This window comes from Devosia alba (genome assembly GCF_039938915.1).
Lineage (GTDB): Bacteria > Pseudomonadota > Alphaproteobacteria > Rhizobiales > Devosiaceae > Devosia > Devosia alba.
Map to the genome: position 1 here is coordinate 102558 of NZ_JBDUUI010000007.1, position 24174 is coordinate 126731.

20 protein-coding genes and 1 tRNA gene are annotated in these 24174 nt (G+C 62.5%); 17 read left to right on the forward strand and 4 right to left on the reverse strand.

The genetic code is table 11. The features are described from left to right. The first annotated feature begins 4 nt into the window (after window positions 1–4). The 7 genes from fmdA to ABFY71_RS11965 all read left to right on the forward strand — a co-directional run bounded on the left by fmdA (window position 5) and on the right by ABFY71_RS11965 (window position 8354). On the forward strand, window positions 5–1234 hold the full coding sequence (gene fmdA, locus ABFY71_RS11935) for a formamidase (protein WP_347946211.1): 1230 nt from the start codon (window positions 5–7) through the stop codon (window positions 1232–1234). A gap of 9 nt (window positions 1235–1243) precedes the next feature. Then, window positions 1244–1579, forward strand: a complete 336-nt coding sequence (locus ABFY71_RS11940; protein WP_347946212.1) for an FmdB family zinc ribbon protein — start codon at window positions 1244–1246, stop codon at window positions 1577–1579. Window positions 1580–1922: 343 nt separating this feature from the next. Continuing rightward, window positions 1923–1996: transfer RNA gene (locus ABFY71_RS11945), tRNA-Cys, on the forward strand. Between the two features lie 231 nt (window positions 1997–2227). Next, window positions 2228–2884: a protein-L-isoaspartate O-methyltransferase family protein gene (locus ABFY71_RS11950; protein WP_347946213.1), complete on the forward strand. Its 657-nt coding sequence runs from the start codon at window positions 2228–2230 to the stop codon at window positions 2882–2884. 158 nt (window positions 2885–3042) lie between these two features. Further along, window positions 3043–4407: a TolC family outer membrane protein gene (locus ABFY71_RS11955; protein WP_347946214.1), complete on the forward strand. Its 1365-nt coding sequence runs from the start codon at window positions 3043–3045 to the stop codon at window positions 4405–4407. 191 nt (window positions 4408–4598) lie between these two features. Further along, entirely contained in the window at window positions 4599–5459 is an 861-nt protein-coding gene (locus ABFY71_RS11960) for a PopZ family protein (RefSeq protein WP_347946215.1), read from the forward strand. A gap of 135 nt (window positions 5460–5594) precedes the next feature. Continuing rightward, window positions 5595–8354, forward strand: a complete 2760-nt coding sequence (locus ABFY71_RS11965; RefSeq protein WP_347946216.1) for a valine--tRNA ligase — start codon at window positions 5595–5597, stop codon at window positions 8352–8354. Between the two features lie 118 nt (window positions 8355–8472). Here ABFY71_RS11965 and ABFY71_RS11970 read toward each other — a convergent pair whose 3' ends face one another. Next, on the reverse strand, window positions 8473–10320 hold the full coding sequence (locus tag ABFY71_RS11970; RefSeq protein ID WP_347946217.1) for an ABC transporter ATP-binding protein: 1848 nt from the start codon (window positions 10318–10320) through the stop codon (window positions 8473–8475). A gap of 712 nt (window positions 10321–11032) precedes the next feature. Here ABFY71_RS11970 and ABFY71_RS11975 point away from each other — a divergent pair. Continuing rightward, window positions 11033–11842 carry a tetratricopeptide repeat protein gene (locus ABFY71_RS11975; RefSeq protein ID WP_347946218.1) on the forward strand — a complete coding sequence of 270 codons (810 nt, stop codon included), beginning with the start codon at window positions 11033–11035 and terminating at the stop codon, window positions 11840–11842. A 60-nt stretch (window positions 11843–11902) separates the two neighbouring features. Here ABFY71_RS11975 and xth read toward each other — a convergent pair whose 3' ends face one another. From xth to ABFY71_RS11990, 3 genes are all read right to left on the reverse strand, one after another. After that, complete coding sequence (gene xth, locus ABFY71_RS11980) at window positions 11903–12682, reverse strand: exodeoxyribonuclease III (RefSeq protein ID WP_347946219.1); 780 nt, start codon at window positions 12680–12682, stop codon at window positions 11903–11905. Window positions 12683–12732: 50 nt separating this feature from the next. Continuing rightward, entirely contained in the window at window positions 12733–13836 is a 1104-nt protein-coding gene (locus tag ABFY71_RS11985; protein ID WP_347946220.1) for a serine hydrolase domain-containing protein, read from the reverse strand. Between the two features lie 69 nt (window positions 13837–13905). Next, entirely contained in the window at window positions 13906–14256 is a 351-nt protein-coding gene (locus tag ABFY71_RS11990; protein ID WP_347946221.1) for a HesB/IscA family protein, read from the reverse strand. Window positions 14257–14344: 88 nt separating this feature from the next. Between ABFY71_RS11990 and ABFY71_RS11995 the strand changes: the two genes are divergently transcribed. The 9 genes from ABFY71_RS11995 to tatC all read left to right on the forward strand — a co-directional run bounded on the left by ABFY71_RS11995 (window position 14345) and on the right by tatC (window position 24114). Then, the gene (locus ABFY71_RS11995) at window positions 14345–15538 is read left to right on the forward strand and encodes a deoxyguanosinetriphosphate triphosphohydrolase (RefSeq protein WP_431021531.1); all 1194 of its coding nucleotides are present in this window, start codon (window positions 14345–14347) and stop codon (window positions 15536–15538) included. Between the two features lie 30 nt (window positions 15539–15568). After that, on the forward strand, window positions 15569–17314 hold the full coding sequence (gene argS, locus ABFY71_RS12000) for an arginine--tRNA ligase (protein WP_347946223.1): 1746 nt from the start codon (window positions 15569–15571) through the stop codon (window positions 17312–17314). A gap of 100 nt (window positions 17315–17414) precedes the next feature. Next, the gene (locus ABFY71_RS12005; protein ID WP_347946224.1) at window positions 17415–19520 is read left to right on the forward strand and encodes an SPOR domain-containing protein; all 2106 of its coding nucleotides are present in this window, start codon (window positions 17415–17417) and stop codon (window positions 19518–19520) included. A 103-nt stretch (window positions 19521–19623) separates the two neighbouring features. Then, window positions 19624–20412, forward strand: coding sequence for a segregation and condensation protein A (locus ABFY71_RS12010; RefSeq protein WP_347946225.1), 789 nt, complete (start codon window positions 19624–19626; stop codon window positions 20410–20412). Continuing rightward, window positions 20409–21065, forward strand: a complete 657-nt coding sequence (scpB, locus tag ABFY71_RS12015; RefSeq protein ID WP_305576557.1) for an SMC-Scp complex subunit ScpB — start codon at window positions 20409–20411, stop codon at window positions 21063–21065. The genes ABFY71_RS12010 and scpB overlap by 4 nt, the downstream gene beginning before the upstream one ends. Then, complete coding sequence (locus ABFY71_RS12020; RefSeq protein WP_347946226.1) at window positions 21065–22159, forward strand: ABC transporter ATP-binding protein; 1095 nt, start codon at window positions 21065–21067, stop codon at window positions 22157–22159. The genes scpB and ABFY71_RS12020 overlap by 1 nt, the downstream gene beginning before the upstream one ends. A 62-nt stretch (window positions 22160–22221) precedes the next feature. Next, on the forward strand, window positions 22222–22425 hold the full coding sequence (tatA, locus tag ABFY71_RS12025; RefSeq protein WP_347946228.1) for a twin-arginine translocase TatA/TatE family subunit: 204 nt from the start codon (window positions 22222–22224) through the stop codon (window positions 22423–22425). Window positions 22426–22467: 42 nt separating this feature from the next. Further along, complete coding sequence (tatB, locus tag ABFY71_RS12030) at window positions 22468–23292, forward strand: Sec-independent protein translocase protein TatB (protein ID WP_347946230.1); 825 nt, start codon at window positions 22468–22470, stop codon at window positions 23290–23292. A 3-nt stretch (window positions 23293–23295) separates the two neighbouring features. Beyond that, window positions 23296–24114 (forward strand): twin-arginine translocase subunit TatC, encoded by an 819-nt coding sequence (gene tatC, locus ABFY71_RS12035; protein WP_305576548.1) that lies wholly within the window; start codon window positions 23296–23298, stop codon window positions 24112–24114. The last annotated feature ends 60 nt before the right edge of the window (window positions 24115–24174 follow it).

Here is a 24174-nt window from a genome sequence, read left to right on the forward strand (position 1 = left end):
GTAAATGACCGATACGCTGATCAAGGTCGATCTCAACGAGAGCCCCTACACCAACGAGAAGATCCACAATCGCTGGCACCCCGACATCCCGATGGCCTGTTGGGTTGAGCCGGGCGACGATTTCAAGATCGAGACCTATGACTGGACCGGCGGCCAGATCAAGAATGACGACAGCGCCGCCGACGTGCGCGATGTCGACCTCAAGCAGGTGCATTTCCTGTCGGGCCCGATCGGGGTCAAGGGCGCCCAGCCGGGTGACCTGCTGGTCGTCGATATCCTCGATATCGGAGCCTTCGAAAGCTCGCTCTGGGGCTTCAACGGCTTCTTCTCGGTCAACAATGGCGGCGGCTTCCTCGACAAGCATTTCCCCACCGCACAGAAGTCCATCTGGGATTTCAAGGGCATGTTCACCGAGTCACGCCACGTACCGGGCGTCAAATATGCTGGCCTCATCCATCCGGGCCTGATCGGCTGCCTGCCCGATCACAAGATGCTCGATATGTGGAACACGCGCGAAAAGAAGCTGTTCGACACCGATCCCGACCGCGTGCCGGCGCTGGCGACTCTGCCCGACACCAAGGCTGCCCATATGGGTTCGCTCAAGGGCGACGCCTTCAACGCCGCCGCCTCGACGGGCGCCCGCACCGTGCCGCCGCGCGAGCATGGCGGCAACTGCGACATCAAGGACCTGTCGCGCGGCTCGAAGGTCTACTTCCCGGTCTATGTCGATGGGGCGGGTCTTTCCATGGGCGACCTGCATTTCAGCCAGGGCGATGGCGAAATCACTTTCTGCGGCGCCATCGAAATGGCCGGCTGGCTGCATATCCGCGTGACGCTGCTCAAGGACGGGATGAGCAAATACGGGATCAAGAACCCGATCTTCCGGCCGTCGCCGATGGCACCGAAATATGACGATTACCTGATCTTTGAGGGGATCTCGGTCGACGAGAGCGGCACGCAGCAATACCTCGACGTCACGACCGCCTATCGCCAGGCCTGCCTCAACGCAATCGAGTATCTCAAGAAATTCGGCTATTCCGGCGCCCAGGCCTATTCGATCCTGGGCACGGCGCCAGTGCAGGGCCACATCTCGGGCGTCGTCGACATCCCCAATGCCTGCGCCACGCTCTGGCTGCCTACCGACATTTTCGAGTTCGACATCATGCCGGGCTCCGATGGTCCCACCAAGCATCTCAATGGCTCCATCGACATGCCTATCGCCCCCGATCTGTAGGAGGAACCGATGGCAGTTTACGACTTTCAATGCCAAGATTGCGGGACGTTCACCGTCATGCGACCCATGGCGCGCTCCGCCGAACCCTGCGCCTGTCCCGACTGTGGGGAGCCCGCGGCGCGGGCTTTCCTCAGCGTTCCCTACATCGCCGGCATGGACCCCGCGCGGCGCACGGCCCATTCCACCAACGAAAGGGCGCGGCACGAGCCAAAGCGGGGCGGCTCGGCGCATGGTCCGGGCTGTTCGTGTTGCAGCGATGGCGGGAAAAAGGGCCGATCGACCCTGGTGCGGCCCGATGGGTCCAAGAGCTTCCCCGCAGCCCGGCCGTGGATGATCAGTCACTAGGCGCAGGCCAAAGCGAGAAGCCAGTGCGAGCCTTTGCTGTTCGGATCTGGCTTCCAAGGTCCCGCACCGCAATTTCAAGTGGCGGTTATGCCAGCAGCAATGCCACAAGCCGTCGGTCCGCTACCGGCCCATTTGAGCCATTCGGACCGGCGGTCGCATTTTGCAGGGCAGGGCGCTCTGGCCGTCTGAAGCCAAGCACAGGTGGCGAACCGATTTCAGAGAATAGCTCCAGCAATGCCCCTGACAGTTTCAGAAAGTTCATCCTCCGTTGGCCTACCTCTTGCATAAGGTCTTCCTGCCTCTTGCATAAGGTCTTGCTGTCCAATAGGTACAGCTTTCGTGAGGCCACGTGGCGGAGTGGTTACGCAGCGGATTGCAAATCCGCGTACTCCGGTTCAATTCCGGACGTGGCCTCCAATTTCCAGCGAGCATTCTTGCCCCAGACTCTGCGCCGCTTTGCCGGCGTTGTGGTCGCGTGGATGGGCACTGAGGAACCGTCGCTTCACGGCGCTGTCAGAGGCCAGTGCGGCTTGATGCCATTGCCGCAACGCGCTCATTTCGTCGCATCCTGTTATACCGACTTGCCAAGCTGGTCGGGGTGGGGATACTCACGTCCAGCATATGATCGGGTTTGGGCGGGCGACAGGTATGGAACAATTCGAACAGCTGCGCGCTACCATGGTCGACAATCAGATCCGCACCCGTGGTGTCACCGAACCCGCCTTGCTGGCCCGGATGGCCCTCCTGCCGCGCGAGCGCTTCGTGCCGGCCGATCGGCAGTCAGTCGCCTATAGTGATGATCTCCATTGGCTCGGCCAGGGCGCCAAGCGCCGGTTCATCATGGCGCCGGCCAAGCTGGCCAAGCTGTTGCAGCTGGCGGCCATCACGTCGGACGAAGCGGTGCTCGAGATTGGTGCGGCGACGGGCTATGGCACAGCGGTGATTGCGGGATTGGCCAGCTCGGTTGTCGGCCTTGAGGCCGATGCCGATCTGGCTGCGCGCGCTGCGGCAACGCTCACGGATCTCGGTATTGCCAACGCCACCATACGTGTCGGCGATATCGCTGCACTGGGCGGTTCCAAATTTGATGTCATCTTTGTGCAAGGCGCCCTTGATAGCGTGCCCGAGGCGATGCTTGGCGCGCTCAAGCCGGGCGGGCGTCTGATTGCGGTGCTTCCCACGGACGGCGTGGCCGTTGCCCATGTCTTTGTCAGGACGGGCAAGACCATTACCGGGCGCGCTGAGTTCGACCTCAGCCTGCCGCTGCTCAATCAGGAGCCACCGGTCGCTGAATTTGTTTTCTGATGCCGGGCCATGTCCATGGTCGGGTGACAGTCTTGTAATGTTGCCGCAATACCAATGTGCGCAACAAATCGTACACCATCGTCGTCAAGACGGTTGCGGCAGCTTGTGAACCCTCAATGCCGCGCATACAATTTGAGGGTAATTGGAAGAGGCAGACCATGAGTTTTCGCGCGAAATTGGTCGCAAGTGTGCTGGCCCTGGCGGTGAGTGCTGTTGCGGTGGGCGGTGCACAGGCGCAATCAATCGCGCAAGCACTGACCACTGCCTATGACCACGCTCCGGATCTGCAGGCGGCACTGCTCAATGCCAAGGCCTCGGCAGAAAACATCGCGCTGGCCGAGGCGGGCAAGCGACCCACCATCGGCGCCTCGCTCAGCGGCAATTATAATTGGAGCATTATCAACAGCAATTTCAACGACAGCACGTCGCTGACGACGGGACTGTCCTACAACCAGACGATTTTCGACAATTACAAGACCGAGGCGCAGATCGAGGCCGCCCGCGCCGGTGCTGACCTGGCCGAATACCAGATCCGCAATACCGAGCAGACCGTACTGCTCGCCGTGGTGCAGGCCTATATGGCGGTCTATAGCGGGCGCCAGCTCGTGGCGCTCCGGCAGGAAAACAGCAGCTTCTACTCGGCGCAGCTGCAGTCCTCGCGCGATCGGCTTGAGGTTGGCGAGGGTACGCGGATCGACGTGGCACAGGCCGAAGCCCGCCTGGCGCAGGGGGACGCCGCCTATCGCGCCGCCCTCAGCAATCTTGAGATCAGTCAGGCCACATTCCAGCGTTATGTCGGCGCCGCGCCGCAAAACCTCGAACCCGGGCACAATTTTGCGCGCTTGATTCCCCATTCGCTGCCAACGGCCATTGCCGAGGCTGAAGTGGGCCATCCCGCCATCTTGATGTCCAAGGCCGCCATCCGCGCTGCCCAGGCAACCAGCGATGGCGCCAAGGCGGAGTTCGGGCCCAAGGCCACGATCAACGGATCGGTTGGCAGCAAGACGACGGGCCCATCCAGCGCGCCAACCGATGGGCTCAGCGGTACGCTGGGCTTCCAGATCAGTGTGCCCATCTATGCCGGCGGCGCCATCGGCGCCAGTGTGCGCAAGGCCAATATCGAGCAGATCAAGTCCGAGGTCGACGCCATGTCTGCCTATGACCAGATTCGCGAATCGGTGATTTCTGCCTGGGCCGGAATTCAGAGCGCCGATGCCCAGATCGTGGCGGCCAATTCTGCCGTCAAGGCCGGCCGGACCGTCGTCGATGGTGTCATCCAGGAACGCGATCTGGGAACGCGCACCACGCTCGATGTGCTCAATGCCCAGGCCGAACTGACCACGGCGCGTGAAACCCTGATCAATGCCTCGTCCAACAAGGTGATTGCCACCTTCTCGCTGCTGGCCGCCATGGGCCACCTGACCGCAGCCGATCTGGGGCTGAATGTTCAGATCAAGTCGGCGGTCCGCTATACCCAGGCCGTCGATGATGTCTGGGCCGAACTGCGCAGCGTCACCGAATAAACCCTGGCCTATCGCTGAGTATTGTGGCCGGGCCTCGTCCGGCCACAAGTTTTAGTGGAAGACCATGTGTTTGATGGTGTGCGGAATTCCTAAGATTGTCTGTCCGGTCTAAGGTGTTGTTGACGAATCAGGGTTTGGCCGCGTTGGCGGAGGCCGTTTTTCCGGTTCGAGCGCATGAGTATGAGGCACCTATGAACAAGCCGGCCCACAAAGAACCCTCGATGGACGAGATCCTGTCTTCCATTCGACAGATCATTGCGGACGATGATGCCGCAGGGGTTCCGCGCCGTGCCGCCAGCCTGGCTGCCACCGATCCAATGGAAGCCACACCCGCCGCTCCAGCAGGCGAGACCGCCGATCGTGACCTCAGCGACATGCTCGACGATATTGAGCCTCTGGCCCTGAGTCCCTCCCAGATTGTCGATGAAGACGATGATATCGGCGGATTCAGCTTTGATTCCATTCTCGCCGATACGCCGGTTGATGACGATGCGCCGGCCAGTCTGGTCGATCCTGAAGATATCAGCTTTGCCGCCACGCCCGCTGATGACGACGATGATCTCCCTTCCTTCGATCCACCGGTGCAGCGCGCGCTCCCGCCTGAGCCCGTTGCCGCCAAGCCGAAGGCCGTGGCTGCGGCCCCCAAGCCCGTGGACGACGCCGATCTCGCCATGCCCGAGTTCAATCCTGGAGCGGACCTCGACAGCGTCGAGTTTAACCCCGAACCAGCAGCAGAACCGGCATTCGATGCCGGTGCAGACATGGCTGCGGCGCGCCCCCAGCCATCCATCGCCCAAGCCGCGCCAATGCCGGATGCAAGTCTGTCCAGCGACATGGCTGCGCAATTGCTTGAGCCCACCACCCAGGCGGCCGTGCGCAGTTCGATGACCAAGCTCAACGGGCTTGGATTGGGCAATGCCAGCGCCACCATCGAGTCGCTATTGCGCGACATGCTGCGGCCCATGCTCAAGGAATGGCTCGACGAAAACCTGCCGGCGGTCGTTGAGCGCATGGTGGAGCAGGAAATCGCGCGCGCTTCGCGTGGCGAGTAGCCTCATCTGACATCTCCAGGCTTCTGGCATGCGCGGAAATGTTGACCGCGCATCGCGTATTTGCTTGAAGTCTGCCCAGCCCTTTCCCGACCTGCCATGTTCACCTGGCGGGTTGCCGTTGTTGCGAGTCACAAAATGCTTGAAAAGTCCTATGAGCCCGGCGCCGTCGAATCCCGCGTTTACGCCGACTGGCTCAAGGCCAACGCCTTTGCTGCCGGGGCCGGGGCTGCGCCCGGGGCCGAGACCTTCACCATTGTCATCCCGCCGCCCAACGTTACCGGCTCGCTGCATATTGGCCACGCGCTCAACAACACCATTCAGGACATCCTGGTCCGTTTCAACCGCATGCTGAAAAAGGACGTGCTCTGGCAGCCCGGCATGGATCATGCCGGCATTGCCACCCAGATGATCGTTGAGCGCCAGTTGCAGGAGCGCCAGCAGCCGGGCCGGCGCGATATGGGCCGCGAAAAGTTCGTCGAGCGCATCTGGGACTGGAAGGCCGAAAGCGGCGGCACCATCATGCACCAGCTCAAGCGCCTGGGCGCTTCGGCTGACTTCTCGCGCGAACGCTTCACCATGGGCGAAAACGGGGTCGCCAATGACCAGATGGTCCGCGCCGTCACCAAGGTGTTCGTCGAACTGCATCAGCGCGGCCTGATCTATCGCGCCAAGCGGCTGGTGAACTGGCATCCGGGGCTGGAAACTGCCATTTCCGACCTCGAAGTCGAAAACATCGAGATCAGGGGCCATATGTGGCACCTGCGCTATCCGCTCGCCGATGGCGTGACCTACCAGTTCCCGATTGCCCATGACGAGGACGGCAAGCCTACCGAGTGGGAAACCCGCGACTACATCATCGTTGCCACCACCCGTCCGGAAACCATGCTGGGCGATAGCGGCATCGCCGTGCATCCCGAAGACGAGCGCTATACGTCGCTGGTCGGGAAGTTTGTCGAGCTGCCGCTGGTGGGCCGCCGCATCCCCATCGTGGCCGACGACTATGCCGATCCTGCGCTAGGCACTGGCGCGGTCAAGATCACGCCCGCGCACGATTTCAACGATTTTGAAGTCGGCATGCGCAACAATCTCGAGCAGATCAACGTCTTCACCACGAGTGGCGCGATCAGTTCGGCCGAGTTCATCCCCGGCGACCTGCGCGGCCTCGACCGCTTTGAAGCGCGCAAGGTGATCGTCGCCAGGCTGACCGCGCTTGCCGAGGAAGACCCGGCCCGCGGCCTCGATCACATCGAGGACAAGAAGATCATGGTGCCGCATGACGAGAAGAGCAAACTCGTCGTCATCGAGCCGTTCCTGACCGACCAGTGGTGGGTCAAGGCCGACGTGCTGGCGCAGCCAGCCATGGCCGCCGTCCGCGAAGGCCGCACCAAGTTCGTGCCCCAGCAATATGAAAACACCTATTTTGCCTGGCTGGAAAACATCAAGCCGTGGTGCATCTCGCGCCAGCTCTGGTGGGGCCACCAGATTCCGGCCTGGTACGGCCCCGATAACGAGGCCTTCGTTGCCTATGACGAAGCCGAGGCGCAGGCGCTTGCCACTGCGCACTACGGCAATGCTGTCGCGCTCAAGCGCGACGAAGACGTGCTCGACACCTGGTTCTCCTCCGCGCTCTGGCCGTTCTCCACCCTGGGCTGGCCGGACGATACCGAAGAGCTGCGCCGCTACTATCCCACCGATGTGCTGGTCACCGGCTTTGACATCATCTTCTTCTGGGTCGCCCGGATGATGATGATGGGGCTCGAATTTCTCAAGGAAGAGCCGTTCCACACGGTCTACATGCATGCCCTGGTCCGCGACGAAAAGGGCCAGAAGATGAGCAAGACCAAGGGGAACGTTATCGATCCGCTTGAGCTTATCGACCAGTACGGTGCCGACGCCACGCGCTTCACGCTGGCGGCGATGGCCGCGCAGGGGCGCGACATCAAGCTGTCGATGAGTCGGGTGGAAGGCTATCGCAACTTCGTCACCAAGATCTGGAACGCCGCCCGGTTCCTTGAAATGAACGAGTGCCGCCGGGTCGAGGGTTACGATCCCAAAGCCAACACGCTGCCGCTCAATCGCTGGATCGTCGGGGCCACGGCGCGCGGCGCGGCCGCGGTCACCCAGGGCATCCTCGACTACAAGTTCAACGAAGCCGCCAATTCGGCCTATGATTTCGTTTGGGGCACCTTTTGCGACTGGTATGTCGAGTTCGCCAAGCCCGTCTTCATGGGTGAGGATGAGGCCGCCAAGGCCGAAACCCGCGCCACTGCCGCCTGGGCGCTCGACCAGATCCTGACCATCCTGCACCCCTTTATGCCTTTCGTCACCGAAGAGCTGTGGGCCGAGACCGGCAAATTCGGCTCGCCGCGCCAATCCATGCTGATCCTGACCGAATGGCCCGATCTGGCCGGTCTCGAAGACGCCGAAGCCGATGCCGACCTGACCTGGCTGATCGATGTGATCACCAATGTCCGCTCGGTGCGCAGCGAAATGAACGTGCCGGCCAGCGCCAAGCTCTCGCTGGTGGTGGTTGGCGCCAATGAAACGACGCTGCGGCGTCTGGTGGCCGGCACCGCGCTGATCACCCGGCTGGCCCGGCTCGAGGAGATTACCCCGCAGGCCGACGTGCCCGGTGAGTCGGCCCAGTTCGTGGTCGGCGAAGCCACCTGGGCGCTGCCGCTGGCCGAGTTCATCGATATTCCCACCGAGAAGCTCCGCCTCGCCAAGGAAGTGAGCAAGCTCGACGGCGAAGTCGCCCAGATCGACAAGAAACTGGGCAATGAGCAGTTCGTTGCCAAGGCACCTGAAGAGGTGATCGAGGAGCAGAAGGCCCGGCGCGAAGCAGCGGTGGAACGACGTCAGCATATCGCCGAAGCGCTGAAGAGATTGGGGTGACGCCGGAATCCCCACCTAACCTCCCCCTGAAGGGGAGGGACATATCCGGGATTAGACACCATCACGCCACGCGACCTGAACGGTTGCTCCCCCTTCTTCAGGGGGAGGCTGGGTGGGACTAAATCCGTCCCGACACCCGATGCAGCCTGGCATATAGCCCACCCGCTGCCATCAGCGCTTCGTGCGTGCCCTGCTCGCCGATACCATCCGCCGTCAGCACGATGATGCGGTCAGCATGGCGCACGGTGGACAGACGATGCGCGATGACGATGGTGGTGCGGCCTCGTGCCAGGGTCAGCAGCGCCTGTTGCACGGCACTTTCGCTGTCATTGTCGAGCGCGCTGGTTGCCTCGTCAAAGATCAGGATGGCGGGATCTTTGAGAAATGCCCGGGCGATGGTCAGCCTTTGCTTCTGCCCACCCGAAAGCTTGACCCCGCGTTGCCCGATATCGGTATCGTAGCCTTGGGGCAGGGCGCTGATAAACTCATGCGCATTGGCGGCCTTGGCGGCGGCGATGATGGCGGCATGATCGGCATCGGGCCGCCCATAGCGCAGGTTTTCCGCCACACTGCCGCTGAACAGATAGACGTCCTGCGCCACCACGCCCACGCTGCGCCGCAGTGAGGCCAGGCTGACTTCCCGGGTGTCCTGGCCGTCAATGCTGATCTGTCCGCCCGTCACCTCGTAGAAGCGCGGGATCAGCGCGCACAGCGTGCTCTTGCCCACCCCGGACGGGCCAACCAGGGCGACAAACTCGCCGGCCTGGATCTCCAGCGTCAATCCGCTGAACACGCGTTGGCCATCGCCCTGGTAGCCAAAACTGACATCCTGCAGGGTGATCGTTCCGGCAACCGGCCGCAACGCCTGCGCGCCGGGTCGGTCGGTGATTTCGGGGACCAGCTCGAGGATTTCCATGGCGCGCACAAAGCCGGTATAGCCCTCCTGCCAGACGCGAACCACATTGGCGAGGCGCTTGACCGGGTCAACCAGCACCCCCACGCAGAGCAGGAAGGTCAGCAGTTCGGCCGTCGACAGACCGGCGGTGAGGATGCGCAGTGCGCCCGCTACGATCACGCAGATGGTGACGATCTGGGCAAAGCCTTCCATGCCCACCGAGAACCAGGCTTCGTTGCGATATCCTTCGCGCCGGCTTTCAACGAACCGCTGGTTTTCATCGTCAAACTGCTGCAATTCAAGCAGTTCGTTGCCGAACGACTGCACCACCCTGATGCCCGCGAGGCTATCCTCCACCCGTTCATTGATCGCGCCGATACGGGCCTTGTTGCGTAGCCAGGCCAGACCAATCTGACGGTTGAAATAGAGCGCATAGATCACCGCGAGCGGAATCATTGCTGCGATCATGCCGGCCACGACCGGGTCAATCAGGAACAACACCGCCAATGCGCCCGTAATTTTGAGCAGGCCAATCGCCAGGTCTTCCGGCCCGTGGTGGAACAGCTCTCCGAGTGCAAAGGTGTCGTTGGTGATCCGGCTCATCAACTGCCCGACCTTGTTCCGGTCGTGAAAGGCAAATGGCAGTTTGTGACAATGGGCGAACAGTTCGCGCCGGAGGTCGGCCTCGATGTGCGAGCCCATCATGTGACCTTGATAGTCGACAAAGAATGTCGCCACGGCCTGCACCGCGAATACCCCCAGCATGAGTCCGCCAATGGCGAGAATGTGCTGCAGCCCGTTTTCGGCCCCGGAAAGCTCCGCCAGATGTCCGGTGATATAGCTGGCGCACAGGGGCAGGGCGACCGCCGAGGCCGCTACCAGGACTGCACAACCCAGATCGGCCAGCAGCAAGGGCATATGCGGCCGGTAGTAGGAGACGAACTTGAGCGCCCGCGCGCGGCGTAGCGTGGTTGCCGAAGAATGCTCGCGTTTGGTGGGAAAGAGTTTGCTTAGAAAATGGCTATGGCGCGCATCGGCTGGCGCCTCCGTCCACGGAAATTGAAAGTGCATGACCCGTCATGTCCTGTTGATGATTGACTGCTGCCAGTTCGGACATGGTTTTCATCGGGTACTCCCAAGGCTCAATTGTTGCGCGCTTGAGTATGCGCAGGCCTTTACTTGTCGGCAACTGGGCTGCGGCGCTTTGCCGACCGCCTGTGCTGGTCCTGCCACAATTGTTGATGGCGCCCTTATGTGACGATTCCGCAACAACGCATTTGAATCGAAATGGCCAGCCCGACTTGCAAGGATTTGGCGATGTTTATCGCCACAATCTCACCCTAAACAAATCTGGCTAAGACATCCGGGGCGAATGGCAAGAGGCAGGTTGAGCATCGGCTCGCGACGTCTTGAGTTTCACACACCGTTGTCTGAACCGGTTGGCCAAACTGCTGATTTTGCGCGAATGTGCATACTTGTCAGGAGGTTGGCCAAGTTAGGGAGGTTAGGCTTTAACGTGACCGACGCGATAGCTGCGCAGAAGCGCACCACAATGCGACACCGCGAGCACGGAATTCCCGTCCTCGTGAAAGACTTGGCTTCAATGCGGTCACAAACCGGGTTTAATAATCTCTTAACAGCGCTTTTGACGTGTGGCGTCACACCGCAAAAGCCGTCGGCAGCGCCGGCAAACAACAGGGCCATTGGCTTGGCTCAATCGGGGTCAGCCCTATTGGCCCGGCAAAAGCACACCGTCCGCGTCACTGCGGGCAAAAGGAGTATAATGCGGACCATTAGGGACAATTCCCTGATCTCCGTGGCGATGGCGAGTTTGCTGACCTTGTCGGTCTCGATCTTGCCCGTGCACGCGCAGACCGCGGCCGATGCGGCGCTGAATATGGCCAACATGCTCGACGGGGCAGGCGGCGGCATATCCAGTGGTGAACTGCTGGCCGCGCTGCAGAACGCCGCTGAGGCCGGTCAGCCCATGGCCATGTGGCAGCTTGGCACCATGTATGAGAACGGCGAGGGCGTGGCCCGCGACCCGGCCAAGGCCTTTGGTTATTTTGCCCAGATTGCCAATCAGCACGCCGACGCCGCGCCCAAGGGCGTTGAGGCCGATATCGTGGCGCGCTCCTTCGTCAAGGTTGGCGACTATTACAAGCAGGGACTGCCGGACGCCGGGATTCCTGCCGATGCCAATCGCTCACACGCCCTGCTGCTGCACGCCGCCACCTATTTCGGTGATGCCGATGCACAATATCGCGTTGGCCTGCTGTATCTGCGGGAAGACGAACTGGGTGTAAACCCGTTGCAGAGCGCCCGTTGGTTTTCGCTGGCGGCCCGCAAGGGCCATTGTCCGGCCCAGGCCCAGCTCGGCGAATTGCTGTTCAACGGGGTTGAAGGGATCGCGGCCCAGCCAGTGGAAGGCTTGATGTGGCTGACGCTCGCCCAGGAGCGTTGCCTGGGCACGGCTGACGCTGGCTGGATCGATGAAAAACGCAATCACGCGCTGTCGCTGGCGGCCCCCGATGTGCAGAGCGAGGCCGCCGCACTGGCGCTCTCCATTGCGCCGCAATTCGCCGGCTTCTGATGGCATGGCGCTTGCCGCCTGCCAGCGCACCTGGAACCAGCGCACCTGGAACCAGCGCTTCTAGAAGCTGAACTGACCCTCAACCGGCACGTGGTCGCTCGGCCTGTCCCAGCCCCGGACATCCTTGTGGATGCGCACGTCGTCAAGCCGGTCGGCCGCCTGTGGCGAGAGCAGCAGATGGTCGATGCGAATGCCCGCATTGCGCCGCCATGCGCCGGCCTGAAAATCCCAGAACGTATAGACCTGCTCACTCGTGGTGGCCCGCAGCGCATCGGTCAGACCCATATTGGTCAGGGTGCGGAACCGCTCAAGGCTCTCGGGCCGGTACAGCGCATCGCCCCACCAGGCCTGGGGATCATGCGCATCGATCGGCGCCGGAATCAGATTGAAATCGCCCAGCAGCACAAACGGCTCTTCCAGCAACAGCCGTTCGGCGACATAAGCTTCGAGCCGCCGCATCCAGGCCAGCTTGTAGGGGAATTTCTCGCTATCGACCGGATTGCCGTTGGGCAGGTAGATGCCGCACACCCGCACCACGCCGGATACGACTGAAAATACCCCCTCGATCAGCCGCGCCTGCTCGTCGCTGTCATCGCCCGGCAGTCCGCGGCTCACCTCGTCAAAGGGCAGCAGCGACAGGATGGCCACGCCATTCCAGCTCTTCTGGCCATGGGTTTCCACATTGTAGCCCAGCGCCTCGATCTCGGCCCGGGGAAAGCCCTCATCGACCGATTTGATCTCCTGCAGCACCACGATGTCGGGCTTTTCCTGGCTCAGCCAGGTCAGCAGGATTTCGAGCCGGGCTTTGATGCCGTTGATGTTCCAGGTGGCGATGCGCATGAGAAGTCTCCGTTGCCGAACGCTACTTCTCCAGCGGGCAGGGGGCAACACTAGAGCGCGGCATAAACCGCGTTACGCACCGCGTCGACATAGGCGCCATCGACACCTGCCGGCGCGGTATTGCTCATCATCAGTACGGTCAGCTCCCGCGCCGGGTCGACAAACCAGGAATGGCCATAGATTCCGCCCCAGCCCAGCGTGCCGACGCTTTCGGGCGTCCCGGCCGCGACGGGATCAACGATGATGTCGGAAAAATAGCTGAACTTGCAGCCGGCCACCCGAAATACCTCTCCGGTCTGGGGGCTGGCGGCTAGCGCGAAGGTCTCGGGTTGGAGCAGGTCCGGGGCGCCGGCTCGGATATGATCGAAGAATCTGAACATGTCGTTGGGCGTGCCCACCATGCCGGCCCCGCCCGCCTGGAAAGCCTTGGGGTTGAAGGCCCGACAGGGCGAAAACAGCACTTCGGTACCATCTGCATTGCGATGCCGGTAGTGGTCGCCCATGGGCACCGGCCCGGTCGGCGTATTGGCGTAGTTGGTGGCAAGCCGGGCCTTGTCCTGCACGAAAAAGGCGGTGTCCATCATGCCCAGCGGGCGCGTCACATAGTGCGCCACGGCCTCTTCCAGCGTCCCGCCGGTCACTTTGGCGACCACGGCGCCCAGCACGTCGATGGCCACCGAGTATTCCCAGTGCGTGCCCGGCGCATAGCGCAGGTCCTGCGCCGCCAGCCGCGTGAAATTGGTTTTGTAGTCAAGGCTGTCATCGGCCAGGCCAGTCGCCACGCCGGTTTCGGGCGGATAATTATAGCTCAGCCCGGCCGTGTGGGTCAGCAGGTGGCGAATGAGGATGGTCGGGGTCCTCCCCTGATAGCGCGGGGTGAAGTAGGGCAGGTGATCGGCCACCGCATCCTCAAGCGACAGCTTGCCCGCGTCGCACAGCGCCAGGGCGGTCAGCGAAACCATGGGCTTGGTCAGCGAGGCCAGCCGGTAAATCGTGTCGAACCCAGCCTCTTCTGCCTTTTCCCGATCAGCCAGCCCGAAGCTGTGCCGATAGAGTGTCTGGCCAGCCTGCGCCACCAGGACGGCGCCGCCAACAAGCGTTCCCTTGGCAATGGCCGTGCTGGTGATTTCGTCGAGTCTGGTCTGCAAATCCATGGCGTGGCTCCGGTTTTTGCCCGGAGCATAGAGCGGCCAATAGCCGCTGCCTGCCTGGTATGGAAGTTTTCAGACCGCGAAGCTTGTGCCGCAGCCGCAAGAGGCCACTGCGTTGGGATTGCGGATTTCGAAGGCCTGGCCGATCAGATCGTCGACGAAGTCGATCTCCGATCCGCCCATGAATTCGAGACTCATCGAATCGATCAACACAACGGCGTCGCCCTTTTGCAGAACGGTGTCGTCGCTGCCGGGCTTTTCCTGTACGAGATTGTATTCGTACTGAAAACCGGAGCAGCCGCCACCAGCCACCGAAATGCGCAATACCGTCCCCTCGGCCTCCTTGGCCAGAATCCGCGACACACGTTTCGCGGCGCGGTCGGTCAGCACGACTTGGGTGGGGGCGAGGGCGATATCGGTCATAGGGATTCCCGTGCCGTTTGGTAATGTCATAACGGTCAGGCTAAAATAGTAACTCTGGACCGGAATGAAAAGGGCCTTGTCATCAACGATGAGCGATACCGCTGCCTACGCCTCCAAACCCGACCATTCGCTCGGCCGCATTGACGGCACCGGTCCCAGCCCTACCCGCAGCGAGTTCCAGCGCGACCGGGACCGCATCATCCATTCCACGGCATTTCGCCGGCTGCAGCACAAGACCCAGGTGTTCTTCGAGCATGACGGCAATCACTTCCGCAATCGGCTGACCCATACGCTCGAAGTCAGCCAGATGGCCCGCTCCATGGCCCGGGCGCTGCATCTCAATGAAGACCTCGCCGAAGCCATCGCCCTGTCGCATGATCTGGGGCACACCCCGTTCGGGCATGCCGGCGAGCGTGCGCTGCATGCGGCCATGGCCCCCTATGGCGGCTTTGACCACAATATCCAGGCCATGCGCGTCGTCACCCGGCTGGAAAACCGCTATGCCGAACATGACGGGCTCAATCTGACCTGGGAAACCCTGGAAGGCATTCTCAAGCATAATGGCCCGCTGACCAATCCTGATGGCACCCCCTATGGCAAATATGCCGAGGAAGGGCTGCCGAGCGGTCTCGACGACATTCCCGCCGTTGCCGATCTGCGCCTCTCGAGCTTTGCCTCGCTGGAAGCCCAGACTGCCGCCATTGCTGACGATATTGCCTATAATGCGCACGACATTGACGACGCCTTGCGCGCCGGCCTGCTGACCTTGCCCGATCTGCTGGAAGTTCCATTGGCTGGCCCCATCGTGCACGAGGTGCTCGCGCTCTATCCCCATGTCGCCCCGAAACGGCAGGCCCATGAGGTGCAGCGCCGCCTGATCACCCGCAGCATTGAAGATGTCATCGCCACCACTGCTGCCAATATCGCGGTGGCCGGTGTCCACTCGGCCGAGGATGTGCGAATGGCGGGCAAAACCCTGGTGGCCTTCTCGCCGCGCATTGCCGAGGCGGTGGCTGGGCTCAAGGCGTTTCTGTTTGCCCGGGTCTATCGCCATGAATCGGTGATGGTATCGGTGCGACAGAGCGAGCAACTGGTGAGCGAGCTGTTCGCGCGCTACATGGATAGCCGGGATCTGCCGGGCCGCTGGGGTGTGGCGGCACAGGCGGCATCCAGCGATTCCGAGCTGGCGCGCATCGTGGCCGATTTCATTGCCGGCATGACTGATCCCTATGCCCTGGACGAGCACGCCCGGCTGTTTGACGCTCGCCCGGATTTCCGTTAACCCCGGCGCACTTCAATAGTCAGGTCTATCATGGACGTTTTCGCTCTGTTTTCCGCGCGTGTCGCCAATGCGATGCATGTTCTCTACCCCGAAGTCGGTGCCGATCTACTGGCCCGCATCGTGGTCGAGCCGCCGCGCGATGCCGCCCATGGCGACCTCTCCACCAATGCCGCCATGGTCGTGGCCAAGCCGCTGGGCAAAAACCCGCGCGACATCGCCAATGCGCTGGTGGAACACTTCAAGCATGACAGCGACGTCGCCAGCGTGGAAGTGGCCGGGCCCGGCTTCATCAATTTCCGCCTTGAGGCGCCGATCTGGCATCAGGTGCTGCGCGCCATTGCCGAGCAGGGCGCCGATTATGGCCGGTCCACGCTAGGTGGCGGGGCGGCGGTCAATATCGAATATGTGTCGGCCAATCCGACCGGCCCCATGCATGTCGGCCATACCCGCGGCGCGGTGTTTGGCGACACGCTCGCATCGCTGATGGCCTATTCGGGCTATGAGGTGACGCGCGAGTATTACATTAATGACGCCGGCAGCCAGATCGACACCCTGGCCCGCTCCACCATGCTGCGCTACCGCGAAGCGCTGGGCGAAAGCATCGAAATCCCCTCCGGCTTCTATCCAGGCGACTATCTGGTGCCGGTTGGCGAGGCACTCAAGGCCGAATTTGGCGACAGTCTCTTGGGCAAGCCCGAGGCCGAAGCCCTGGCCATCGTCCGGGAGCGGGTGCTGGTGGCCATGCTTGAGCTGATCAAGAGCGACCTGGCCCTGCTGGGCATCCACCACGACGTCTTCTTTTCCGAGCGGCAATTGCACGGTCCGGGCGGCGATATCGAACTGACACTGGCCTGGCTGCGCGACAAGGGCATGATCTATGAGGGCCGCCTCGAAGCCCCCAAGGGCAAGACCCCCGAAGAATGGGAAGACCGCGAGCAGACGCTGTTCCGCGCCACCGACTTCGGCGATGATACTGACCGGGCCCTGATCAAGTCCGACGGCTCCTATACCTATTTTGCCGCCGACATTGCCTATCACCGCAACAAGTTTCTGCGCGGCTTCAACCACATGATCAATGTGCTGGGCGCCGACCATTCCGGCTACGTCAAGCGCCTGCAGGCTGCCACCAAGGCGGTCTCGCTCAACGCTGCCGATATGGATGTGCGGATCTGCCAACTGGTGCGCCTGCTCAAGAATGGCGAGCCGTTCAAGATGTCCAAGCGCTCCGGCGATCTGGTTACCCTGGCGGACGTGGTCGAGGAAGTTGGCGCTGATGCGACTCGCTTCATGCTGATGTATCGGCGCAATGACGCGTCGATGGATTTTGATTTCGCCCTGGTCAAAGAGCAGACCAAGGACAATCCAGTGTTTTATGTGCAGTATGCGCATGCCCGCGCTTATTCGATCTTCAAGACTGCGGCGCGCGAGCTGCCAGAGCTCGACTTTTCTGCTGCGGCATTGGCCGGTGCCGAGATCGAACGCATTGTTACGCCTGCAGAACTTGAGCTGGTGCGGGTGCTTGCGGCCTGGCCGCGCACGGTTACGGCGGCCGCTATTGCGCATGAGCCGCACCGTATTGCATTCTATGTGCATGAACTGGCAGCAGCCTTCCATAGCTTCTGGGCCAAGGGTAAGGATGATGTGCAGTTACGTTTTGTTAACCATGACGACCCAAAGCTGACATTTGCCCGACTCGCCTTGGTCGATGCTGTCCGTCAGGTTATTGTGAACGGCCTTGGCATTCTGGGTGTGTCCGCTCCGACGGAGCTTTCATAATTCGGGCGTAATACTGTGATGAATCGCGCAAAATTGCCCAAGATGGGCGCCGTTTCAGGAATTTAGAGGGCGCTGCTTTATGCTGGCGAAATCGTAACGAATGGCCGGAAAATCCGAAGCCGCAGACGACCTGATTGCTGAACTTGCCAAACTGATGGCGCAGGACGCCCAAGGTGACCGTGAGGCAAACCCGTCCAAACCGGCACCGGCGCAGTTTGTTCCTGTCCGCATTCCAGGTGACGCGGTGCCGAATGCACCCGGCAGTGCGCCAACGGCGTTCCTGCGCTCGCTGTCGGCTTCGACGGGCGATGCTTCCAATCCCAAGACTGGTGAGGATATTGCCGACACCGCCGCCAGGGCGCCCGCAGAGCCAATTGTGGCCCCGGCAGAGCCAGCGCCGGAAAGTGCGCCATTCCAGTTTGATTTCGGCATTCGCGGTGCCGCTTCGGCTGTCGCAGCTGAGGACGCTCCGGCCGCTGCCGCCGCGCCGCCGGCGCCGCCCGTGTCAGCCCCACAGGGCGACGAACATGACGCTATTGCCGATCTGATTTCTGCCGAGCTGTCGGCGGAACCAGCCGCCGTGTCGCCGGAATCAACGCCCCGGAACGTGCCCCAGACGCCGCCCGCGCCGGCTCAGCCGGCAAGCGCGGGCCCGGCTGTGATGGCCACAGCGGTCGCGGCCCACAACGGCGCCCCGTATGGGGAGAGCCCGGCTTCGTCACGGGTCGACCAGGACCGCTTCAGGGTGCCGCCAGTGTTTGGTCTTGGCTCGACGCCCGCCCGGCCCGCGTCGGGGACCCCCGCTGCACCAGCCGAACCCACGCTTGGCTTGCACCAGCCAGCGGCACCCAGCGTTGTGGTGCCGACCGACAGTGCCGATGATTCTCCCGGGACCGACCCGATCGACGAGATCGAAAGCCTGATTGGTCGCGCCATGCGCGTCGAATTCGATCTGCCGGCCGACGCGGCGCCACCAGCACCAGCATCGCCAGAGGCAACGACACCGAAGCCGGCGAGCCCGGCCCTGCGGAGCCTGGCAACGCCCACACTGCCGGCCGGTGAGGCCAGTGACGGGATGTCGGCAGCCGATCAGACAATTTTTGCCGCGGCCCATGCCACGGGCGCAAATCTGGGGTGGGTCAACGAGCCCGCAGATCAAACCGAAGCCGACTTGTACCCGGCTGCGCCGCGCCAGCGTCGCGGCCTCGGTGTGTCGCGCGCGCTGGCCGGTCCACTGGTGGCCATCACGCTGCTACTGGCCGCCGGTTTCGGCCTGTATTGGGTGCTTGGCTTGGGCAGCCGTGATGCTGGTCCAGCGCCACTGCTGACTGCCGACACCGAACCGGTCAAGGAAGTTGCACCGGTTGCTGCGGACGAAAGCAGCGCGCCGCAGTCGATTGTCTTTAATGAGATCAATGGCGTGACCCCGGGCGCCGATGAACAACTGGTTTCGCGCGATCAGAGCGATGTCAATGAAGTGACCCAGGAGGCCACTGCAGCGGTTGATTTGAGCGACGAAGGCCTGGCCAATCGCAAGGTTCGCACCGTCAAGGTCCGTCCAGACGGCACCATTGTCAGTGGCGACGACGGCGTCGCGGGCAGCGCCATTCTGCCAGTGGACCGCCCCAATGTGCCGGCAGTGCCGGGTGCTGCAACCAGCGCGCCCGAGCTGCTTGCCGATATTGCTGCCGTTGAACCAACGCCGGCTGCAACTGTCGCAGAGCCAACGGTCTCTCCGGTGGAGCCGGGCTCGACGGTCCCTGCCGTTGATCAGGCGGGCAATCTGATCGCCGGCAAGTCGGCGGTGGTGCCGCTGCTGCGCCCCGCCGGTCTCCGGCTGCCCAGCGGCTCGCCAGCCCCCGCCGAGGGTGCTGTTGCCACCGATGCCTCGGTTGCTCCCGTTGTTGCGGCGACGCCATCGCCGACCATTCCGGGCGCCACTGAAGTGCCGGCTCTGGCCGATAGCGCGCCCGCCTATGTGCAACTGGCGTCCCAGCGCAGCGAGGCCGATGCGCGCCAATCTGCCCAGAACATGGTGACCCGCTATGGTCCGCTGTTTGGTGGTGCCAATCTGGAAGTGCAGCGCGTCGATCTTGGGACCAAGGGCATCTATTACCGCGTGCGTGTCCCGGCCAATTCACTCGAAGAAGCCAATATGATCTGCACCAATGTCAAGGCGGCGGGCGGCGACTGCTTCACCCTGTGAGCGGGCGTCGTCTGGCCACCCATCGCTGAGGCGCAGCAGGGTTGACGCTCACCCGGACAGCGGCCAAGGATGGCGCGATGTTTCAGCAGCCCGGCGTGCTTTGATGAATTCTGCCCAGACCAACTGGTTTGACACGCCGGCCCCGCCCGCCGATGACGACATTCTGTTTGTCGATGTCGGCGGCTATGAAGGCCCGCTTGACCTGCTTCTTGATCTGGCGCGCCGTCAGAAGGTCGATCTGGCCGCCATCTCGATCCTCGCCCTGGCCGAGCAATATCTGCTGTTCATCGACAAGGTGCGCGAGAAGCGCATTGAAGTGGCCGCTGATTATCTGGTGATGGCGGCCTGGCTTGCCTATCTCAAGAGCCGCCTGATGGTGCCGCAGGTCGCCTCCGATGACGAACCCTCCGGCGAAATGCTGGCGGCGATGCTGCAGTTTCGGCTCAAGCGCCTCGAAGCCATGCGCGCGGTCGCCAGCCAATTGATGAATCGTCCGCGCCTCGGATTGCAGGTTTATGCCCGGGGCATGCCGGAGCCGATCCAGATTGACCGCAAGAGCTTGTGGGAGGCCTCGCTCTACGAGCTGCTCAGGGCCTATTCGGTCCAGCGCGAAAAGGGCGTCGTCACCGACTACACCCCCATCCAGCGCACGGTGTGGTCACTGCAGGACGCCCGCGACATCCTCCAGCGCCTGATCGGTGATAGTTTTGACTGGGTGCCGATGGATAGCTATCTGATTGACTATCTGGCGACGCCCACCGAGCGCGCCACCATTCGGGCCTCGACCTTTGCCTCGAGCCTTGAACTGGTGCGGCAGGGACAGATCGATATTCGCCAGAGCGAGACCTTTGGTCCGCTCTTCGTCCGCCGTCACCGGAGCAATCCGTCGTGAACGAACTGGCCGCCGACAGCCTCCAGCTTGATGAACGCCATTTGCGTGTGCTTGAAGCGGTGCTTTTCGCCTCGACGGAGCCGCTCGATGTGCACAGTCTGCTCACCTATGTGGGGGAAGGGGCAGATATCGCCAGCCTGCTCGTCACCCTGCAGCAGCGCTATGCCGGTCGCGGGGTGAACCTGGTACAGCGTGGCGACAAATGGGCGTTCCGCACCGCCGAAGACCTTGGTTTTCTGCTGCGACGCGAGGATGAGGAAACCCGGCCACTGTCGCGGGCGGCGCTCGAAACCCTCTCGATCATCGCCTATCACCAGCCCGCCACTCGCGCCGACATCGAAGCGGTTCGCGGCGTTGCCACGGGCGGGGGGACCATTGATCTGCTGATGGAGGCAGGCTGGATCCGCATGCGCGGGCGGCGCCGCACGCCGGGTCGACCGGTCACTTATGGCACCACCGACGCTTTTCTCGACCACTTTGGGCTGGAAAGCCTCGGCGATCTGCCGGGGCTGGAAGAGCTCAAGGGCGCCGGCCTGCTATCCAACCGTCTGCCGCCCTCCATGCAGATCCCGCTTCCCTTTGATGGCGCTCTGCGCGATGACGAGGATCCACTCGATCCCGATGATCAAGACGGCGAGGATGAAAGCGCCTGATGACTGAAGAACCAGCGGGCTGGGGGACGCGCGGTACCACCGGCGTCAGCTTCGCCGCCACGCTCGAATTCGATGCCGTTGACGTTCGCCTTGGGGGCAGGGCGGTGCTCAGCCAGTTCAGCCTGACCTTGCGGCCGGGTGAGATCGTCTGCCTGCTGGGCGAATCGGGTTCGGGCAAGTCCACCGCCCTGCGGGTTGCCGCCGGGATCCAGCCAGTCTCCGCCGGTGTCGTGCGCATCAATGGCGAAATCGTCTCGGCGCCCGGCATGACCGTGCCGGCTGATCGGCGCGGTATTGGCCTGATGTTTCAGGACTTTGCGCTGTTTCCCCACCTTACGGTGCTGCACAATGTGCTGTTCGGCCTGCGCAAGCTCGGTCGTAGCGCGGCCCTGGCGCAGGCGCGCGCGGCACTGCGCCGCGTGGGATTGGGGGATCGCGAAGCCGACTACCCGCACATGCTCTCGGGTGGCCAGCAGCAGCGCCTGGCACTGGCGCGCAGCGTGGCGCCGCGCCCCGGCGTGCTGCTGCTCGACGAGCCATTCTCCAGCCTTGACGCGCGCCTGCGTGAAACGGTGCGCGAGGAAACCCTGGCGGTGCTGCGCGAAACCAATGTGACCAGCCTGATCGTCACCCACGATCCCGAAGAGGCCATGGTGCTGGGCGATCGTGTCGCCCTGCTGCGGCACGGATGCATCGCCCAGATCGGCACCGGGGCAGAGATCTACAGCCGGCCCATCGACCTGAGTGCAGCGCGATTCTTCTCGCCGCTCAGCGAGATCGAGGCCGTGGTAAGCAGGGGCATGGTATCGACGCCACTTGGCGACATATTGACGCCCGATCTGGCCGATGGCACGGCCGTCACTGTCGCCATCCGCCCCGCCGGTGGGGCCCGTCTGAGCCGGACCGGGCCTGGTGCGCCCGGCCGGATCATCAGCAAGCGGGATGCTATCGGCGAAGACATCTGCGAGGTCACAGTGGCCGGCCTCGACGCGCCGCTGGGCGTCCGCCAGCCTGCCAGCACATCCCTGGCGGTTGGTCAGGATGTATACGTCACCCTCAATCGGGAACACGTTCTTGTGTTTCCCCGCGTTTGAACCTATTTCTGGCCTATATCTTCGCGTGTAACGCGTTCTGAGAAAAATCTAGGGAGTCCAATATGCACGCGCCAGGAATTTGGGGCATTCTCGTTGTTGCCGTCGTTGTCATCCTGCTGTTTGGCCGCGGCAAGATCTCCGGCATGATGGGCGAAGTGGCCTCGGGTATCAAAGCCTTCCAGAAGGGTATGAAAGACGACGACAAGCCAGTCGAGCGCGTCGCCACCACGACCGAGACTGCGCAGCCTGAGAAAAAGGACGTCTAGGAACGTTCGCCCGTCGCGCCTTTGCTTTGAGGAATAAACACTATGCTCGGCTTGGGCTGGACAGAAATGCTGGTGATCGGCGTCTTGGCGCTGATATTCATCGGGCCGAAAGACCTGCCTGTGGTGATGAATCGCCTTGGCAAGGTCTTGGGGCAGGTCAGGCGCCTGGGCACCGATTTCCAGCGCGAGATCAACAAGACCACCGGTCTGGACGAGGTGCGCAATCTGCGCAATTCGATCACCGCCCCGCTGAAAAAGACCAGCGATGAGATCCGCAAGGAATTCAACGCGATGACGCCAACGGGGGCGAAACCCTCGGGCGTCATCAAGCCGACCGATCCAGCGGCGGAAAGCGTCGTCGACGAAATCAAGGCAAAGGCCGGCATGAGCCAGCCGGCGGCGCGCCTGACCGCGGACGAAACCGCCAAGGCAGCAGGCTTCAAGCCCGCCGGTCCGGCGCCATCCGCGTCCTCGGCGACCTTTGGCAAGCCGGCCACGACTGCTGCCAAAAAGCCGGCTGCCAAAAAAGCGGAATCCAACAGGGCTCCCGCCAAGGCCAAGGCGGCGCCAACCAGTCCGGTAGTCACCAGTGAACTCGCGCCCATCGATGCGCCGGCTCCGGTGGCCAAAAAGCCGGCGGCGAAGAAAACTGCTAGCGCCCAAACGCGCAAGCCCGCTGCAGCCAAGCCCGCTGCAGCCAAGCCGGCTGCCGGCAAAGGAGCGGCAATTGGCGCGAATTCGGACAGCACGCCTGCCGCCACGACCAGCAAGCCGGCTCGCGCCGCTGCACCCAAGCCAGCACCCAAAAAGCGCCCGCCGGCCAAAGCCGTGCCAGCGACAGAAGCCGACAAGGCCGGGGACGAATAGACCATGGCCGATCCCAAGCAGATTGAAGACAAGGGCGCAGCGGCGCCAGATGAACTCGCCGGCAGCGAAGCGCCCCTGCTCGAGCACCTGGTCGAATTGCGCAAGCGCCTGATCTATTCGGCGATCACCATCGTAGTGCTGATGGCGTTCTGCTTTATCTTTGCCAGCACGATCTACGACTGGCTGCTGATCCCCTATAAACGGGCCGTTCCAAACGCCAGCCTGATCTTTACGGCGCCGCAGGAGCTGTTTTTCACCTATCTGAACGTGGCGCTGTTTGGCGCGATCTTCCTTGGTTTCCCGATTATCGCCAGCCAGATCTACATGTTTGTGGCGCCCGGGCTGTACAAGCATGAGCGCAAGGCCTTCATTCCCTATCTCGTCGCCACGCCCGTATTTTTCGTTGCCGGGGCGGCGCTGGTTTATCTGGTGGTGTTGCCGATGGCGCTGCACTTCTTTGCCGGCATGCAGACCGATGACATCCAGATGCTGACCAGCGTCAGTGAGTATCTTGGCCTCGCCATGCTGTTGATTCTGGCGTTCGGCATCTGCTTCCAGCTGCCCGTGGTGCTGACGCTGCTGGCCCAGATTGACCTGGTTCATGTCGACATGCTCAAGAAGGGCCGTCGCTATGCCATCGTCGCCATTCTGATCTTTGCCGCCTTTATCACCCCGCCTGATCCGATCTCCCAGCTTGGTCTTGCCCTGCCAATGTACCTGCTCTACGAACTCTCGATCATCTCCGTTCGGTTGGTCGAGCGCCGTCGCGCAGCGAGTCTGGCAGCGCAGGAAGCGGAACTCTCCGGCTCATCCTCCGAATAGACCCTCTGCCTTTCCGGGGCGGGGGGTAGATACCCCTCGTGACCTCGCAGGCGCGCCACG

Coding starts and splice junctions, on each gene's coding strand:
- ABFY71_RS12020 (WP_347946226.1), top strand. CDS start 21,065: ATGACTGAAGAACCAGCGGGCTGGGGGACGCGCGGTACCACCGGCGTC.
- fmdA (WP_347946211.1), top strand. CDS start 5: ATGACCGATACGCTGATCAAGGTCGATCTCAACGAGAGCCCCTACACC.
- ABFY71_RS12010 (WP_347946225.1), top strand. CDS start 19,624: ATGAATTCTGCCCAGACCAACTGGTTTGACACGCCGGCCCCGCCCGCC.
- ABFY71_RS12005 (WP_347946224.1), top strand. CDS start 17,415: ATGGCCGGAAAATCCGAAGCCGCAGACGACCTGATTGCTGAACTTGCC.
- ABFY71_RS11950 (WP_347946213.1), top strand. CDS start 2,228: ATGGAACAATTCGAACAGCTGCGCGCTACCATGGTCGACAATCAGATC.
- ABFY71_RS11985 (WP_347946220.1), bottom strand. CDS start 13,836: ATGGATTTGCAGACCAGACTCGACGAAATCACCAGCACGGCCATTGCC.
- ABFY71_RS11955 (WP_347946214.1), top strand. CDS start 3,043: ATGAGTTTTCGCGCGAAATTGGTCGCAAGTGTGCTGGCCCTGGCGGTG.
- argS (WP_347946223.1), top strand. CDS start 15,569: ATGGACGTTTTCGCTCTGTTTTCCGCGCGTGTCGCCAATGCGATGCAT.
- ABFY71_RS11940 (WP_347946212.1), top strand. CDS start 1,244: ATGGCAGTTTACGACTTTCAATGCCAAGATTGCGGGACGTTCACCGTC.
- tatB (WP_347946230.1), top strand. CDS start 22,468: ATGCTCGGCTTGGGCTGGACAGAAATGCTGGTGATCGGCGTCTTGGCG.
- ABFY71_RS11990 (WP_347946221.1), bottom strand. CDS start 14,256: ATGACCGATATCGCCCTCGCCCCCACCCAAGTCGTGCTGACCGACCGC.
- ABFY71_RS11960 (WP_347946215.1), top strand. CDS start 4,599: ATGAACAAGCCGGCCCACAAAGAACCCTCGATGGACGAGATCCTGTCT.
- tatC (WP_305576548.1), top strand. CDS start 23,296: ATGGCCGATCCCAAGCAGATTGAAGACAAGGGCGCAGCGGCGCCAGAT.
- ABFY71_RS11975 (WP_347946218.1), top strand. CDS start 11,033: ATGCGGACCATTAGGGACAATTCCCTGATCTCCGTGGCGATGGCGAGT.
- xth (WP_347946219.1), bottom strand. CDS start 12,682: ATGCGCATCGCCACCTGGAACATCAACGGCATCAAAGCCCGGCTCGAA.
- ABFY71_RS11970 (WP_347946217.1), bottom strand. CDS start 10,320: ATGCACTTTCAATTTCCGTGGACGGAGGCGCCAGCCGATGCGCGCCAT.
- ABFY71_RS11995 (WP_431021531.1), top strand. CDS start 14,345: ATGAGCGATACCGCTGCCTACGCCTCCAAACCCGACCATTCGCTCGGC.
- ABFY71_RS11965 (WP_347946216.1), top strand. CDS start 5,595: ATGCTTGAAAAGTCCTATGAGCCCGGCGCCGTCGAATCCCGCGTTTAC.
- tatA (WP_347946228.1), top strand. CDS start 22,222: ATGCACGCGCCAGGAATTTGGGGCATTCTCGTTGTTGCCGTCGTTGTC.